Annotated in this window: 13 protein-coding genes and 1 riboswitch; of the genes, 2 read left to right on the top strand and 11 right to left on the bottom strand. The window is 59.5% G+C overall.

From position 1 onward, the window contains the following. Positions 1 to 7: 7 nt before the first annotated feature. From GZ093_RS11375 to GZ093_RS11365, 3 genes are all read right to left on the bottom strand, one after another. Entirely contained in the window at positions 8 to 1204 is a 1197-nt protein-coding gene (locus GZ093_RS11375; RefSeq protein WP_296485986.1) for a Fic family protein, read from the bottom strand. 128 nt (positions 1205 to 1332) lie between these two features. Next, positions 1333 to 1602, bottom strand: coding sequence for a DUF493 family protein (locus GZ093_RS11370; RefSeq protein WP_296485984.1), 270 nt, complete (start codon positions 1600 to 1602; stop codon positions 1333 to 1335). 219 nt (positions 1603 to 1821) lie between these two features. Then, positions 1822 to 1909: riboswitch (cyclic di-GMP riboswitch) on the top strand. Positions 1910 to 1915: 6 nt separating this feature from the next. Next, the gene (locus GZ093_RS11365; RefSeq protein WP_296485982.1) at positions 1916 to 2119 is read right to left on the bottom strand and encodes a hypothetical protein; all 204 of its coding nucleotides are present in this window, start codon (positions 2117 to 2119) and stop codon (positions 1916 to 1918) included. Positions 2120 to 2370: 251 nt separating this feature from the next. On the opposite strand from GZ093_RS11365, the gene GZ093_RS11360 reads away from it, so the two are divergent. Beyond that, positions 2371 to 4140, top strand: coding sequence for a methyl-accepting chemotaxis protein (locus GZ093_RS11360; RefSeq protein ID WP_296485980.1), 1770 nt, complete (start codon positions 2371 to 2373; stop codon positions 4138 to 4140). 79 nt (positions 4141 to 4219) lie between these two features. Here GZ093_RS11360 and GZ093_RS11355 read toward each other — a convergent pair whose 3' ends face one another. From GZ093_RS11355 to sucC, 8 genes are all read right to left on the bottom strand, one after another. Next, on the bottom strand, positions 4220 to 6640 hold the full coding sequence (locus tag GZ093_RS11355) for an ATPase, T2SS/T4P/T4SS family (protein WP_296485978.1): 2421 nt from the start codon (positions 6638 to 6640) through the stop codon (positions 4220 to 4222). Then, a complete protein-coding gene (locus tag GZ093_RS11350) occupies positions 6637 to 7428 on the bottom strand; it encodes a 3',5'-cyclic-nucleotide phosphodiesterase (RefSeq protein WP_296485976.1) in 792 nt (263 codons plus the stop codon). The genes GZ093_RS11355 and GZ093_RS11350 overlap by 4 nt, the downstream gene beginning before the upstream one ends. A gap of 98 nt (positions 7429 to 7526) precedes the next feature. After that, positions 7527 to 8204 (bottom strand): FHA domain-containing protein, encoded by a 678-nt coding sequence (locus GZ093_RS11345; RefSeq protein WP_296485974.1) that lies wholly within the window; start codon positions 8202 to 8204, stop codon positions 7527 to 7529. Between the two features lie 53 nt (positions 8205 to 8257). Then, positions 8258 to 9043: a Stp1/IreP family PP2C-type Ser/Thr phosphatase gene (locus GZ093_RS11340; protein WP_296485973.1), complete on the bottom strand. Its 786-nt coding sequence runs from the start codon at positions 9041 to 9043 to the stop codon at positions 8258 to 8260. A gap of 19 nt (positions 9044 to 9062) precedes the next feature. Beyond that, positions 9063 to 11660, bottom strand: coding sequence for a serine/threonine-protein kinase (locus GZ093_RS11335; protein ID WP_296485971.1), 2598 nt, complete (start codon positions 11658 to 11660; stop codon positions 9063 to 9065). A gap of 285 nt (positions 11661 to 11945) precedes the next feature. Further along, entirely contained in the window at positions 11946 to 12644 is a 699-nt protein-coding gene (locus GZ093_RS11330; protein ID WP_296485969.1) for a TerC family protein, read from the bottom strand. A 120-nt stretch (positions 12645 to 12764) separates the two neighbouring features. Further along, complete coding sequence (sucD, locus tag GZ093_RS11325; RefSeq protein ID WP_296485967.1) at positions 12765 to 13658, bottom strand: succinate--CoA ligase subunit alpha; 894 nt, start codon at positions 13656 to 13658, stop codon at positions 12765 to 12767. A 21-nt stretch (positions 13659 to 13679) separates the two neighbouring features. Beyond that, a complete protein-coding gene (sucC, locus tag GZ093_RS11320; RefSeq protein WP_296485965.1) occupies positions 13680 to 14846 on the bottom strand; it encodes an ADP-forming succinate--CoA ligase subunit beta in 1167 nt (388 codons plus the stop codon). 160 nt (positions 14847 to 15006) lie between these two features. Between sucC and argC the strand changes: the two genes are divergently transcribed. After that, positions 15007 to 15637 (top strand): N-acetyl-gamma-glutamyl-phosphate reductase (argC, locus tag GZ093_RS11315; protein ID WP_296485963.1); only part of this gene is annotated, 631 nt, incomplete at its 3' end.

Here is a 15637-nt window from a genome sequence, read left to right as displayed (position 1 = left end):
TGTTGGTTCAGGTGGCGCTCAGGCGTCCCGGTGCGGCAGATTGCGCGGCAAAGGTAGCTTCTACCGTTTCACGGTGAAAGAGCTCCAGATAAGGCTGGTAGCGATACAGGCGGTTGCGCTCGTAGCCTGTGACCTCGCGCAGCCAGCCGCGCGCCTCCAAGTCGCGGGCGAGCTTGACGGCAGTGGGGTGGGTGCAGCCCACAATCTCGGCAATGCGGTTGGGGGACACCATGGGTTGTTGAAACAGGCTGTCGAGCAGCTTGAGTGTTTTGGGGCTTTTCATCACAGCGTTGCGATGTGCCTCGCGCATGTTCACGATGTCGGTGGCGGTGCGGGTGGCAGCGCGGGCCGTCTGGCTGACGCCGCGTAAAAAAAACTTGAGCCATTGCTCCCAATGACCCTGGTTGCGGATGGCGGTGAGCCGGTCGTAATACTCAGCCCGATGCGCCTTCAGAAAAACCGACAAATACAGCAGCGGGCGCGACAAGGCCTGCTCTTCACACAAGATCAGCGTGATCAGCAGGCGCCCCACCCGACCGTTGCCATCCAGGAAGGGGTGAATGGTTTCAAACTGAGCGTGAGCGAGGCCGCAGCGAATGAGCAATGGCACAGTCGTTTTGCCGTCGTGCAGGAACTTTTCCAGTGCGCCCAGGGCATTCATCAACTCATGCGGGGGCGGAGGCGCGAATGAAGCGCTGGCGAGCGTGCTGCCTGCTGCGCCAATCCAGTTCTGGGCGGTGCGGAATTCGCCGGGCGTTTTCTCTCCGCCGCGCACGTTGTGCATGAGTTCGCCGTGAATTTCGCGCAGCAGGCGCAAGCTCAAGGGGAGCTCGCCGAGACGTCTGAGCCCGTGGTTCATGGCGCGCACGTAGTTGATGACTTCTTCGACGTCTGTGGGGCCGTCGTTGTGTGTGCCTTGCGCTTCAAAGGCCAGCACGTCTTCCAGGGTGCTTTGTGTGCCTTCGATCTGAGAGGACAACACGGCTTCGTGTCGCACATACATGGCCACAAACAGGTCAGGGTTGGGCAATAGGGCGGCAATGGCATCCAGCCGGGCAATGTCCCGGTCAGCGGCGGAGAGCAGGGTGCGCAACTCACCATCGAACTGAATGTCGGGAATGGGGGGCAGGCTTTCGGGAATAAAGGCTTTATAGCCCGTGACTTGCTGGACGTAGCGGCCAGCGCGCTGTGTGGGTTCTGTCATGGATATTTTTATAAGACGCCCATGATACTGTTTTTACGAAAATAAATGTCGATATATTTTTATATGAAATTTGAACAAATACGCTTGTGAAAGTTTTTGAGTCGCTACGCCCATGAATGCACGGCCATCTACAGCACCACCTTGACCAGCGGATGCGTGGAGAGGGTGCGGTACAGCTCGTCGAGCTGTTCGCGCGAGGTCGCGGTGACGGTGATGGTCACACCCAAGTACTTGCCGCCCTTGCTCTCACGCAGCTCGATAAGGCTGGCATCAAAGGTGGGGTCGAACTGATGGGCGATCAGGGTGATGGCGTGCACCAGGCCGTCCACTTTGGTGCCCATGACTTTGATGGGGAACGGCGACGGGTAGGTGATGAGCGATTCGGGGGGCATGGGCATGATCACAGGTGTTGAAGGCAGTGAAAGCGAGGGAGTGTGGTGGATTCGCAGTGGCGGCAGCAGGGCAAAACGGGTAACGTGTTCATCCGGAAATTATCGCGGGCCTGACAAACGCCGAGCAGGAAGCAACAGAATTGAGCCAGCCAGTCACGCCAACCCCGGGAAATTCTGAGTATTGCTGCATCGGTCGCGCCAACACTGACGAATATACAATGTGTTCAAGTTCAAAAGCACACCCGATCGAAAGACGGGGTCGCAAAGCTTCCGGCCTGACGCATTCGTGCAAAGTGGTAGCGGGGTTGCCTTCAACGGGTCAGATCCGAATGATGACCTCAGACTCCGCCGCCAGGGCGAAGTCGGCAACCATTGCCGCGCACGCTTCAGTCCGAAGCGCTGCCACCTCTTCTTTTTGCCTGATGTGCCCTTGACTGTGGACAGTCGAACCCGTGACCGTCATCTCTTTGCCACGTGTTTCTGTTGAAATAGCGTATGTTTGCTGCGACGAGCCGATTTGCATCTCAGCGGAATGAAGATCGCCCTTGAATTATCACGAATTATGCCGATAGCTCTCCTAACGCTCACGCCGAAAATGACCCGGGGTACGAGTGTGGTACCCGGTCAACCCAGCAATAGAAAGATCCCCGCATGAGCCAGCACACCGCCTTTCGATCCAGCGCAGCAGGAATCCACGGCACCCCAATGGGCAGCGCCGACGCTGGACTGCTCAATTCAATTTCCCATTGATTTCAAGAACTCCAGAGGACCCCCATGGCATTTTTTACCAACATGAAAATTTCAACCCGTCTGGCACTAGGCTTTGGCACGATTGTCCTGATCGGCACTGCCGTTTCGATCTTTGGTGCGCTCAAAATGCGCACGCTGGCCGGCGATCTCGATGAGGTGGCCAATAACCGCATGGTCAAAACATTCCAGTTTGCTGCCTACAAGGACAACCTCAACGTCGTGGCAAGTTCCGTGCGCAACATGGTCATCACGAAGAACAATGTCGTTCGTGATGGCGAGAAGAAGAAAATCGACGACAGTCGGACCGCTAACGCCAAGCTCCTGGGGCAGATAGAGCAATCCATCCGCTCGCCTCAGGCCGTCGAGTTCTTGAAAATCATCAAAGAGGCGGGGCCTCGCTACTACCTGGGTATCGACAGTGTCGCCGAGCTTGCCAGCCGCGGCGCGGACGCGAGCGCTGGCGGCGTGCTGATGGGTGAAGTGCAAGTCCTGCAAAACACCTTGTTCAAGGCCGTCGCTGATTCGATGGCGCTGCAGCAGAACCTCGCTGCAAAACTGGCCAATGATGCCGCGGCAGAGGCCGCCGCCTCATTGACGATCCTGATCAGCCTGGCGCTGTTGATGCTCTTGATTGGCACGGGTGTGGGCTGGGCGATTATGCGCAACCTGTCACGCTCATTGGGCGCCGAACCCGCCGAGCTATGCGACGCCGTCAGCCGCGTTGCCGATGGCGATCTGAGCGCTCGGCTGCAACTGCGCAACGGCGACACAGCCAGTGTGCTGGCAGCTGTGGAACGCATGCAAGCATCCTTGACCCGCGTGGTCGGCACGGTGCGCCAAGGCTCCGAGAGCGTCGCCAGCGCCAGTGCTGAGATCGCCCAGGGCAACCAGGACCTCTCCGGCCGCACCGAGCAACAGGCCAGCGCGCTGGAGGAAACCGCCGCCTCGATGGAAGAGCTAAGCGCCACCGTCAAGCAAAACGCTGACAACGCCAAACAGGCCAACCAGCTGGCGCAAAGCGCTTCCACCGTCGCCATCCAGGGCGGTCAGGTGGTGAGCCAAGTGGTGGATACCATGAAGGGTATCAATGACGCCTCGCGCAAAATTTCGGACATCATCAGCGTGATCGATGGCATTGCCTTCCAGACCAACATCCTGGCGCTGAACGCGGCGGTGGAAGCGGCGCGCGCTGGCGAGCAGGGGCGTGGTTTCGCTGTGGTCGCCAGTGAGGTGCGGTCCCTGGCGGGACGTTCGGCGGACGCCGCCAAGGAAATCAAGAGTCTGATCAATGCCAGCGTCGAGCGGGTTGAGCAGGGCACGGCGCTGGTCGATCAGGCCGGCGCCACCATGACCGAAGTGGTCGGTTCAATCCGCCGCGTCACCGACCTCATGGGCGAGATCACTGCGGCCAGCGTCGAGCAAAGCCAGGGCGTGGCGCAGGTCGGCGAGGCCGTGACGCAGATGGACCAAACGACGCAGCAGAATGCCGCACTGGTGGAAGAGATGGCGGCGGCGGCTTCGAGCCTGAAGGGTCAGGCACAGGATCTGGTCGGGACAGTCGCCGTGTTCAAGCTGTCTCAGGAGTTTGATGGCGGTGTGGCGCACCACACGCCGCCGCAACGGACGACCAACACGCGCCCGGCCCCGGCCGCAAAAGCGCTCGGGAGCGTCGCCAAGACCAAGCCCGGTTCAAGTCCCAAGCCGCCCTCGCTGGCGGCCCCCGCTGCGACCGCGAACAAAATTCGGCAAGTCGCGCCAGGCAAGGCGGGCGGCGATGATTGGGAAAGCTTTTAAGATGACTTCTTAAAACCCCCATGCCTTCGGATCATGGCGCTGGCATTGGGTGTGATCTGAAATTGGGTTCTTCATCGCGTCACTTGATGCACACCGACCGGACCATCTTGATGTCGGTTAGGCCCATCATGACTTTTTCCATGCCATCCATCTTCAGGGTGCGCATGCCGCCTTCGACGGCAGCGGCAAAAATTTCGGCGACACGGGCGCGTTCCTGAATCAGCTTTTTAATGTCATCGCTGGCAATCAGCAGCTCGTGCAGGCCGACGCGGCCTTTGTAACCGGTGTCATGGCACTTGTCGCAGCCGGTGTGTCGGTAGAACCGAAGTTGGCCGTCCTGGTCGTACGTCCGGTGCCAGCCCTCAATCAATTTTTTGGTTTCGCCTTCATAGTCAGCGGTCCAGGCGGCCGAGTGCCGCAGTTCGTCGGCATATTCGGCGGCAAACAGGCGCAATTCCTCGACCTCCGGGATGTAGGACTCTTTGCATTCGCACAGCTTCTTGGCCAGGCGCTGCGCCAGAATGCCCAACAGTGCATCGGCAAAGTTGAACGGGTCCATCCCCATGTCGAGCAAGCGCGTGATGGACTCGGGCGCCGAGTTGGTATGCAGGGTGGAGAACACCAGGTGGCCGGTGAGCGAGGCTTCCACACCCATCGCCACCGTTTCTTTGTCTCTTGATTCGCCGACCATGATGATGTCGGGGTCCGCCCGCAAGAAGGCCCGCATGATGAGTGCAAAGTCAATGCCGGCTTTACGGTTGATTTGCACCTGGCGCAGGCCTTTTTGCGTGATTTCGACCGGATCTTCGGCGGTCCAAATTTTGGTGTCGGGCGTATTGAGGTGCTTGAGGATGGAGTGCAGCGTGGTGGTCTTGCCGGACCCGGTCGGGCCACAGACATAGAACAAGCCGTAGGGCTTTTCGACGGTACGCACGACACGGGCCATGTTATGCGGCGTCAGCCCCAGTTTGTGCAGCGGGATCGGCTCCCCGGCGGCCAGAATCCGCATCACCACGTCTTCCACACCGCCCGCGGAAGGTATGGTGGCCACCCGCAGTTCAATGTCAAGCGGCCCATATTTCTTGAACTTGATTTTGCCATCCTGTGGCCTGCGACGCTCCGAAATATCGAGATCGCACATGATCTTCAAGCGCGTCACCATGGCCTGGCGAAAATGGGCTGGCACCTCGATATACGGCTGCAGCGTGCCGTCAATGCGGAACCGGATGCCGGTTTTTAGCTTGCCCGGCATCGGTTCAATGTGAATGTCGGACGCCCCCTGTCTGTGGGCGTCAACGATGACTTTGTTGACGAACTTGACCAGTTCGTTGTCAGCGGCCGCGGACTCCAGTGAGTCGTCATTGCTGCCATCGTCGATCGCACCCCCATCCATGTCGGCCAACAACTCGTCGATTGAGCCGCCCGCCACTTCCAAACCGAAAATTTGACTGAGCGAGTCGGCAAACTCGGCCTGCGTCGTGACCCGGTACGAGAATTTGCTGATGCGCGGAAATACCTGTGGCACGACGCGCGAGTTGCGCGCCGCCTCCGGGTCGAGGCACATGATGACCAGGCCATCGGGCGACTCCTCCAGCGGCAGCCAGCCCTGCTGTTCAATGAACTCGCGCTTGAGCGGGCCATGAAGCAATTCCGAGCGGATGCGTCCGGCGCTGAAGGGCTCATAGGGCACGCCAAAAAACTTGGCCAGTGACGGGCCAATCTGGGCTGGCCGCACGCTGTATTGCGTCATCAGGACCTGTTCCACCGGCTTGCCCTCAATGCGTGCTTGCTGCAGACAACGCTCCAGTTCCTGCGCCGACATCACACCATCGGCGATCAAGCCATCGTACTTGGTCGCCATGCGCCGCGCGCTCGCCTGGGCCTTCTCGAGCCGCTGCCGAATGGCCGTGCCCAGTGTTTTGCACAGTTGCGAAACGCCTTCCACTTCAAGCTCGCCAAAGGGCTGGTCATTTTTGTTGTTGATGATCTGCAGGACGCCGTACAGCGTTTCACCTTCAAGAACAGGGGCCACCAGCATCTGGCGGGTGCGGTAGCCCGATCGTTTGTCTACTTCCTTGAGAAAGGTCAGGGCCGGGTGGATTTGTTTGAGCGCGTCGTCGTCATAGACTTCGGGCAGGTTCAGCAGTTGGCGGCTAAAGGCGGCGTAACCGGCAATGCTTTGGGGCGAGATGGGCAACTTGAGATCGCGGCTGCTGTTGAGCCCGGTCTTGACCTTGGACACAATGGCACTTTGGTCTTCATTGACGGCATAGAGGGTCAGGCGGTCTGCATTGAACAGTTTGCAGATGTCCTGGCTCGCCTCCAGCATGATCTGTTCCAGGTTCTCGGTCTCGTGAATGCGGGTCGTGACCTGTTGCAGTTGCTTGTAGAACAGGGCCTGAAACAGCATGCCCCGTTTCTCGCTGGGCAGTTTTTGTGATTCGAAAAATACCTGCTCGGAAGTTCTCTCGCCACTGACGGGTTTAATCACGGCGCTCATAACTCAAACTCCTGCCCGGCGCGCAACCAGCGAATGTCGTGGGTCACATGAGGTCCATTGACCAGGGCCTGATCAAAATGCTGAATTTCGTTCATGATCGACTCGGTTTCTGCCGGCTTGGTGTGCGTGATGTAAATGGGATAACTGTTGCCGGGTGCGATGCAGTCAAGTTCATCGGCCAACACCTGGGGCGACAGGTGCAAGCTGAGTTGGGCCAGGTCTTTTTCGCGATTGCTGAAGGCGGTTTCGATCACCAGCATCGCCACATTGAGTTGATTGAGCCGGTCCCAGAATGCCGGGTTCCGTTCCGTGTCTCCGGTGAATACCCAGCAGCCGTGTCCTGTGGTGACGGCATAACCGACGGCGGGAACGCTGTGCACCGCGGGCAAGACTTCAACCAGCTTGCCACCCAATTGCAGGGTCTGGCCCACCTGGATTTCATGGAACCTGACAAGGGGCGCCTCTGGCGCGAGAAGGCGAGCGAAGTCGGGCCAGATGACGTCATTGAAAATATGCGCTTTCAAGGCGAAAATGGTGTCTGGGAGTGCATGAATCTGCAGCGGGGTCGTGCGCCAGGAGGCAACCGCGTCCACCATCAAGGGCAGTGCCAGCACGTGGTCCAGGTGCGAGTGCGTTAGCAAGACGTGCTCGATGCCGCGCATTTTATCCAGCGTGAGGTTGCCCAGCCCGGTGCCCGCGTCGATCAACAGGTCATCGTCGATCAGGAACGACGTGGTTCGGCAATCTCTTGAGATGGCGCCTGAACAGCCCAGTACACGCACTTTCATGACGAATGCTTTGATAAATATCCCATAACGCCTTGCTGTACGTGTTCTTCTGGACCCGCCCAGACAGGCCGGGAAGCCGAGCCTGTCAATTGGCCCGATCAGGCCTGGATAAACTGCATTTGGGTCCCGGCCAGCTCAATCAGGTCGCCATTACTTAAAGCGATCGGCTCAGCCCCTATGGATGCCCCGTTGAGCGTCGGGTTCCCCGCGCCCTCCACGTGATGCACCACGAAGCTACGCTGGCGCCGGGTGATGGCGGCGACAGCGACGCCCGGCTTGCCAATCGTGGTGACGACTTTTGTCAAGGGCACTTCACGGCCGGCCGCCGGGCCTGACAGGACCTTGATCGCGGCACCAGGTGATTCGCCGCTGGATTGTGCTGGAAAACTTGTCGGTGCAGGCGGCGTCAACGGTGCGGGTGCACCAGAGGGTGCTAAACCAGCCGGCCCGGCACTGGCCATCCTGGTCGCTGCAGAATTCTCCGCTGGAGCGTCGCTGACAAATTTGATTTTGTATTTGCCGACTTCGACCGCATCACCATCCTGAAGCAATTGCCTTTTGACGGCCTTGCCGTTCACATAGGTGCCATTGGTGCTGTTCAGGTCCTCCAGGTAGACCTCGCCACCCGTCATTTGCACCGCGGCATGCTCGCCGCTGACGGCCAGGTTGTCGATCACGATGTCGTTGTAAGGGCGCCGTCCCAGCGTCGTCCGGTCCTTCATCAATTGCACTTCTTTGATGACGACACCATCGATCGATACGATCATTTTCGGCATGACCGACTCCTGTTCCTGAAAGTGATTATGAGGTTTTCCATGGGCTGACTAAGTTATTTACCCAGCAATCTGGCCATCAATCCGCGTTTTTCCGGGGTGGCTGAGGCTTGTACCAGAAGGACCGTGATGTTATCGCGTCCGCCATTCTCGTTGGCCAAGGTTACCAGCTCTGCCGCCATGAGTGCCAGCGACGTTCCATTTTCCAGGACTTGCGCAATTGCCAAGTCTCGCATCATGTCAGAAAGTCCATCAGAACACATCAAATAAATATCGCCGAGCTCCACGCGATGTTCGTGAAGTTCCAGCAAAGCCACATCGTCGACGCCCAGTGCGCGGGTAACCAGGTTTTTGTTGGGCGCGGTCGCCGCCTGCTCGGTCGTTAGCAGGCCGGCGTCAATCTGCTCCTGCAACAGCGAGTGATCCTTGGTGAGCTGCGACAGGGCATTGCCGCGCCAGCGATAGCAGCGGGAATCCCCGATATGCCCCAACAGCAGACGACTGTCCTGGAAAACGCCAACCACCAGGGTGGTCCCCATGCCCGCATACTGGGCATTGGCGCAAGACGCCCCGTAAATAGAGCGATTGGCGTTGTCAACGCAAATCTCAATGGCGCGTCTGACTTCCCCGGCGTTGGCCTGTTGGCTCGCCTCGGTCAACCAGCGAGCCAATTCCGACCTGATATAGGCTGTCGCCATGCCACTGGCAATCTCACCGGCGTTGTAGCCCCCCATGCCATCGGCCAAAACGCCCAGGTTGGTGGCCGCATCAAAGGCCACCGAGTCTTCATTGTTCTCCCGGGCCCGGCCCGGATCGGTTTGCGCACAGAAGGTGAAATTCATGGAGGTACCAGGCTAGTTGTCAAGGCCGCCGGCACTGGTACCGGGCGGTTTCAACGTGGGCGGCCGCGCTCGCAAGCACGACTGTTTTCTCAAATTCTGTCGCTTCTTCGTTGAAGGTTGGCGCTTGCCGGACTGCCGTCGGTCTGGCACTGCCAGCCGCCGCCTCACCCGTCAGTGCCGATAATACCGCCACCAGTTCATGGGCAAACTGAGTTCCATCCTGGTAGCGGGCTTCCGGGCGTTTTCTCAGTGACACCGCGACCACACGCGCCAGCGCCGGCGGCAACTCCTTGCGCAGAAGGTAAATGTCGGGGGCCTCTTCGTTGGCAATCTTGTGCATCAGTTCGGCCATAGAGTCTGCCCGGAAGGGCAGTACACCCGCCAGCAGCTGGAACAGCATGACACCGAGCGAATAAAGGTCGGAGCGGCCATCGACCTTTTTGCCTGCCAATTGCTCAGGCGACATGAAACTGGGGGTCCCCAGCACCAGCCCGGTTCTGGTTTTGCTTGAATCGGTGATGCGTGCAATCCCAAAGTCAGTCACCTTCACGGTGTCGCTCTCGAGCTCGTACATGATGTTGGCCGGCTTGATGTCGCGGTGCACCACGCGCTGCTGGTGGGCATAAGCCAGCGCTTCTGCCACCCGCGCCACAATGGAAAGCACGGTGGGTACCGCCAGCAAATGCCCGTGCGTGCAATGGTCGACCAAGTCTTTGCCTTTGAGAAACTCCATGGCAATATAGGCCAGGTCGCGCTCCTCACCCGCGTCGAAGATCGTGACAATATTCTGGTGCTGCAAACGTCCGGCCGTTTCGGCTTCACGGAAAAATCGCTCCCGCGCATCCACCAGCGCATCACCTTCAAATTCTTCGCTCAGGGCCAGCGTTTTGATCGCCACCATCCGACCGATCTTGGGGTCTTTACCCAAATACACCACGCCCATGGCCCCCTTGCCCAGTTCTTTTTCTATTTGGTAGCGCCCCAGCATCGGCTTCGCGACCGCGCCACCGTCGATCCGGCGGGTACTTGCGGGACGGGCGTTGTCGCTACCGAATATCACGGTTTCTGACAGTTCTTTGACCCGCTTCAACGCCGGCTTGAGGCCTTGGTAGTCCTTGTTGTAGGACGCCATGTGCTGGTACACCGCCTCGGCCTTGTTGAATTGGCGCTTGCGCTCGAAGTCGAGTGCCAGGCTGTACAGATTCCCCATCACCGCTTCGCTCATGGGCACACGGCGGAACCGGTCAAAGGCCATGTCGAGTTGCCCTTGCCCCTGCAAGGCCAGGCCCATCATGCGGTTGGTTTCAGTCGACTCTTCATCCGGCTTGAGCTGGGGGGCCTGCGTCACCAAGAATCGCCTGATCGTCAAGGCCAGATGCCCTACCAGCAGCAGCGTGGCCGGAAACACCAGCTTCAGCCACAGGGTGGCGCCCGACAACAGACCAAATTCGGTGCCCAATAGAACCGCCAACAACAGCAGGGTGGACACGGCTGCCCAACCCGTCGACAAGCGGGGCAAGGCGGCCATGAGATAGGCGCTGACCAGGAGCAACACCGCCAGCGTGGCCCCATCGCCCCAACCTGGCTGAACAACAAAGTGGCCGCTCAAAATACTCGACGTCATGTGCGCAATCGCTTCTGCGGGGGACATGGCCGGGTTGCCGGGCACAGGGAACTGGGTGCCCACGCCCGCCGCCGTGACCCCAATGATGACAATCTTGGCTGCGTATTTGGAGGCAGGAATTTTGCCGGTGAGCACGTCGTCAAAAGAGTCCACGACAAAGGCAGGCTTGCCGTCACGCCCGTGATAGAACTGGGGCAACATGCGCGCCGCCGCATCCGTTTTCAGGTGCAGTTTGCCGATTTGCACTGATTCACCCCCATTGAGCGTGATATCAGTCGTGCTCAGGTTGAGACTTTTGGTGGCCGCCAGCAGCGCCATCGAGGGCACCGTCTTGCCGTCGTAATTGACCAGCAGGGGCTCAAATCGAACGACACCGTCCACGTCCTGCGTCTGGTTCAGGTGGCCGATGCCGGCTGCGGCCGCCCCCAGGCGTTCGATGGGCAGCTGCGCTCTGAGCGCTGGCAGCGAGAAGCCGCTGTTTTCATCGAGCGCGGTCTTGAGCGCCAACGCAGGCAGGGGCTGACCGGCGTTGCCCTGGGGTTCGCCCAGGGTGAAATACGCGGGAAGGATGACATTGCCGGCGCTCTTGAGACTCGCAGCCAGCTGGCCATCGGAGTCGAGAGCTGTCTCGGCCTCGGCAATCACCCGTGCCAGCTGTTCGCTGCGCGCGGATGGGATGCTGGCTGGATCGGCGCCGGCGCCCAGCACCTCTTTCATTTTGCGAACATAGCTCAGACCCCGGTCAACCTGAGGTTCAAAAAAAAACACGGTATGAACCACGACCCTGGCTTTGGCGGCCGTCAACTTGTCAATCAACTGGGCATGAACATCGCGTGGCCAAGGCCAGTGACCGATGTTGGCAATGCTCTGATCATCGATGGCGATAACGGCGATGCGGTCGGAGGGCTGGCGCGAAGTGCTGGTGCTGGCGAAGTCATAAAACCGCCGCTCCAGTGTGCCGATGACGTCGCTGCCCAGGTGCAACAACAGCACGGTGACTACAACCAGAACGACTGCAAACCAGTCGGTGCGCCAGAAAGAAACCGACTTAGATAAAGAAAATTTCGCCACCTGGCACCTTAACCCTTTGTGTGGCTGAAACCGATCAGAGGCGTAGAGGCCCGAAAAATGTCAGACCCAGACATCCAGCGCACGGGTACGGTAGCAGATGGAGTCAACGTCGACAAGAGACCTTTGGACGAAATATCGCAGGGCTTTGCAAAAAAATGCCGCACAGGCCACGGCCAGCAACAACCCTGCCTGCACCCGGGCACAGACTCAGGTGGGTGCTTGTCGGCGTTTCTTGATCGCCGCCCCCACCGCCAACACGCCTACCGCGCCCACCAAACCGAAGCCGTAGTGCCACACCATGGTCTGGGGCAAATAGTTTTTCACGGCGGGATCACTGAGCGCCATGGTGCCCGCAATCCACCCCAGCAACATGCCGCCCACCGTGATGATCGCCGGGAAGCGGTCCATCAGCTTGAGCACCAGTTGACTGCCCCAAATAATGATCGGAACGCTGACCAGCAAACCAAAAATGACCAGTGGCAACTGGTGCTGGCTACCCGCGCCGGTGGCCGCGCCGGCGATGGCGATGACGTTGTCAACGCTCATCACCAGATCGGCAATGATCACGGTCTTGACCGCTGCCCACAGCTTGTCACTGGCCTGAATGCTGTTGTGCCCGTTTTCGTCCTGCGGTAGCAGCAGCTTCACGCCGATCCACAACAACAGGGCCGCGCCGACCAATTTCAAGAACGGCACTTGTAAGAGTGTCAAGGCGAAGGCGATCAGAACGACACGCAGCACAATCGCCCCGGCTGTCCCCCACAAAATACCTTTCAGACGCTGGTGCAACGGCAGCTGGCGGCAGGCCAGGGCGATCACCACGGCATTGTCTCCGCCGAGCAAGATGTCGATCATGATGATCTGGCCGACAGCAAACCAGAAATGAGGGGTGAGAAATTCTTCCACGGTAGGGGTCTTTTTGAATGCCTGGGGCTTATGAACAACAAAGCCGGATTATCCCTGCGGAAATCCGGCTCTTCTGGTTAGGTGCAGCATCGAGACTACACCGGTCAAGGCAACGCGACCTTAGAGCATCGCCTTGAGCAGCTTGGCCAGTTCAGACGGATTGCGCGTGATCTTGAAGCCGCATTCTTCCATCACCGCCAGCTTGGCTTCGGCCGTGTCGGCGCCGCCCGAGATCAAGGCGCCGGCGTGGCCCATGCGTTTGCCTGCCGGAGCGGTAACGCCGGCGATGAAGCCCACAATCGGTTTCTTCATGTTGGCTTTGCACCAGCGCGCTGCGTCGGCTTCGTCCGGGCCACCGATTTCGCCAATCATGATGACCGCATCGGTATCGGGATCGTCGTTGAAGAGGCGCATGATGTCGAGGTGCTTGAGGCCATTGATCGGGTCGCCGCCAATGCCGACAGCACTGGACTGACCCAGGCCGATCTCAGTCAACTGCGCCACGGCTTCATAGGTCAGCGTGCCGGAGCGGCTGACCACGCCAATGCGGCCCTTGCGGTGAATGTGTGCGGGCATGATGCCAATCTTGATCTCGTCCGGCGTGATCAGGCCCGGGCAGTTGGGGCCGAGCAACAGGGTTTCCTTGCCGCCGGCCGCCACTTTGGCGCGCATTCTATTGCGCACTTCGAGCATGTCCCGGATCGGGATGCCCTCGGTGATGCAGATCGCCAGGTCCAGGTCGGCCTCGACGGCCTCCCAGATCGCAGCGGCTGCGCCAGCGGGAGGCACGTAAATGACCGACACGGTCGCGCCAGTCTGGCTGGCGGCGTCTTTGACCGACGCAAAAATCGGGATGTCAAAAATTTTCTCGCCGGCCTTTTTGGGGTTCACCCCGGCGACGAAACAGTTTTTGCCGTTCGCGTACTCCTGGCACTTCTCGGTGTGAAACTGACCGGTCTTGCCGGTGATGCCTTGGGTGATGACCTTGGTGTCTTTATTGATGAGGATAGACATGATGTGTTTCCGTAGTCAGTTTCAGGCTGCTTTGGCGGCCGCAACCGCTTTTTGTGCTGCCTCGGCCATGGTATCGGCGCTGATGATGGGCAAGCCGGATTCGGTCAGCAATTTCTTGCCCAGTTCTTCGTTGGTGCCTTTCATGCGCACCACCAGCGGCACGTTCAGGTTGACCGCCTTGCAGGCCGCAATCACGCCGGCCGCAATGGTGTCGCACTTCATGATGCCGCCAAAAATGTTGACCAGAATCACCTTGACATTGGGGTTTTTCAGCATGATCTTGAAGGCTTCGGTCACCTTCTCGGGGGTGGCGCCGCCACCCACATCCAGGAAGTTGGCCGGTGAGGCGCCAAACAGTTTGATGGTGTCCATGGTGGCCATCGCCAAGCCTGCGCCATTGACTAGGCAGCCGATGTTGCCGTCCAGGCTGATGTAGGCCAGGTCAAATTTGCTGGCCTCGACTTCGGCCGGGTCTTCTTCGTCGAGGTCGCGGTAGGCCACGATCTCGGGATGGCGGAACAGCGCGTTGTCGTCAAAGTTGAACTTGGCGTCGATCGCCTTGATGTTGCCATTGCCTTCAAGGATCATCGGGTTGATTTCAACCAGCGAGGCATCGGTGTCCATGTAGACCTTGTAAACCTTTTGCAGTACGTCCACGGCTTGCGCGGTCGAGCCAGCGGGCACGCCGATGGCGTTGGCCAGCTTGGTGGCTTGCGCGGCGGTTAGGCCGGTGGCGGGGTCGACGATCTCGGTGATGATTTTCTCGGGCGTGTCGTGCGCCACGTCTTCAATCGACATGCCGCCCTCGCTGGAGACGATCATGGCCACGCGCTGGCTGGCGCGGTCGGTCACTGCCGACACGTAGTATTCTTTTTTGATGTCGGCGCCGTCTTCAATCAAGAGGCGGCGGACTTTTTGGCCCTCGGGACCGGTCTGGTGCGTCACCAGCTGCATGCCCAAGATTTCACCGGCGAGCTGCTTGACTTCGTCGATCGAGCGGGCCAGCTTGACGCCGCCACCTTTGCCGCGGCCACCCGCGTGGATCTGGGCCTTGACCACCCACACAGGGCCGCCGAGTTTCTGTGCGGCTTCCACCGCTTCTTGGACGGTGAAGGCCGGAATGCCGCGCGGCACCGGTACACCAGCTTGACGCAAGATTTCCTTGCCTTGGTACTCGTGAATTTTCATGAAGGCTCTCTCGGGAACGGGTGGTTTTCATCCGGCGGCCAAGTTTGAGGACTCGGGGGACGGCACTGGACAACACAGCCCCGAACTGTATCATGCTGCAATGCACCAAACCATGAGTTAGCTGACGGTAGCAGCCACCACTTCCTGACAGAGATCAACCATGCACAAAATTTTTATTGACGGCGAAGCCGGGACCACCGGCCTGCAAATCCGCGAGCGCCTGCAAAGCCTGGCCGGCATTGAGCTGATCAGTATTGCGCCGGAGCAGCGCAAGGATGCGGCGGCCAAACGCGCCCTGATGGCCCAGGTGGATCTGGTGGTGCTTTGTCTGCACGACGAGGCGGCGCTTGAATCTGTCGCCATGATTGATGAGGCAGCACGCAGCACCGGCCAGATGGGCCCCAAGATCATCGATGCTTCGACAGCGCACCGAATCGCGCCAGGCTGGGTCTTCGGTTTTCCGGAACTGATCGCCGGGCAGCGCGAGGCGGTGGCGCAAGCGCGCCGCGTTGCCAACCCGGGCTGCTACGCCACCGGTGCCATCGCCTTGCTGCGCCCGCTCATTGATGCGGGCCTGATCCCAACGGACTTTGCTGTCACCCTGCCCGCCATCAGCGGTTACTCCGGGGGTGGCCGGCCCATGATCGAGGCCTATGAAAAGGGCGAAGCCCCGGCCTTCGAGCTGTACGCCCTGGGGTTGAAGCACAAGCACATTCCCGAGATCATGAAATACACCGGGCTGCTGCGCCGTCCCTTGTTCATCCCCTCAGTCGGCAACTTCAGGCAGGGCA

Source organism: Rhodoferax sp., from assembly GCF_010365055.1.
GTDB lineage: Bacteria > Pseudomonadota > Gammaproteobacteria > Burkholderiales > Burkholderiaceae_C > Rhodoferax.
This window is presented reverse-complemented; position numbering and strand designations above follow the sequence as displayed.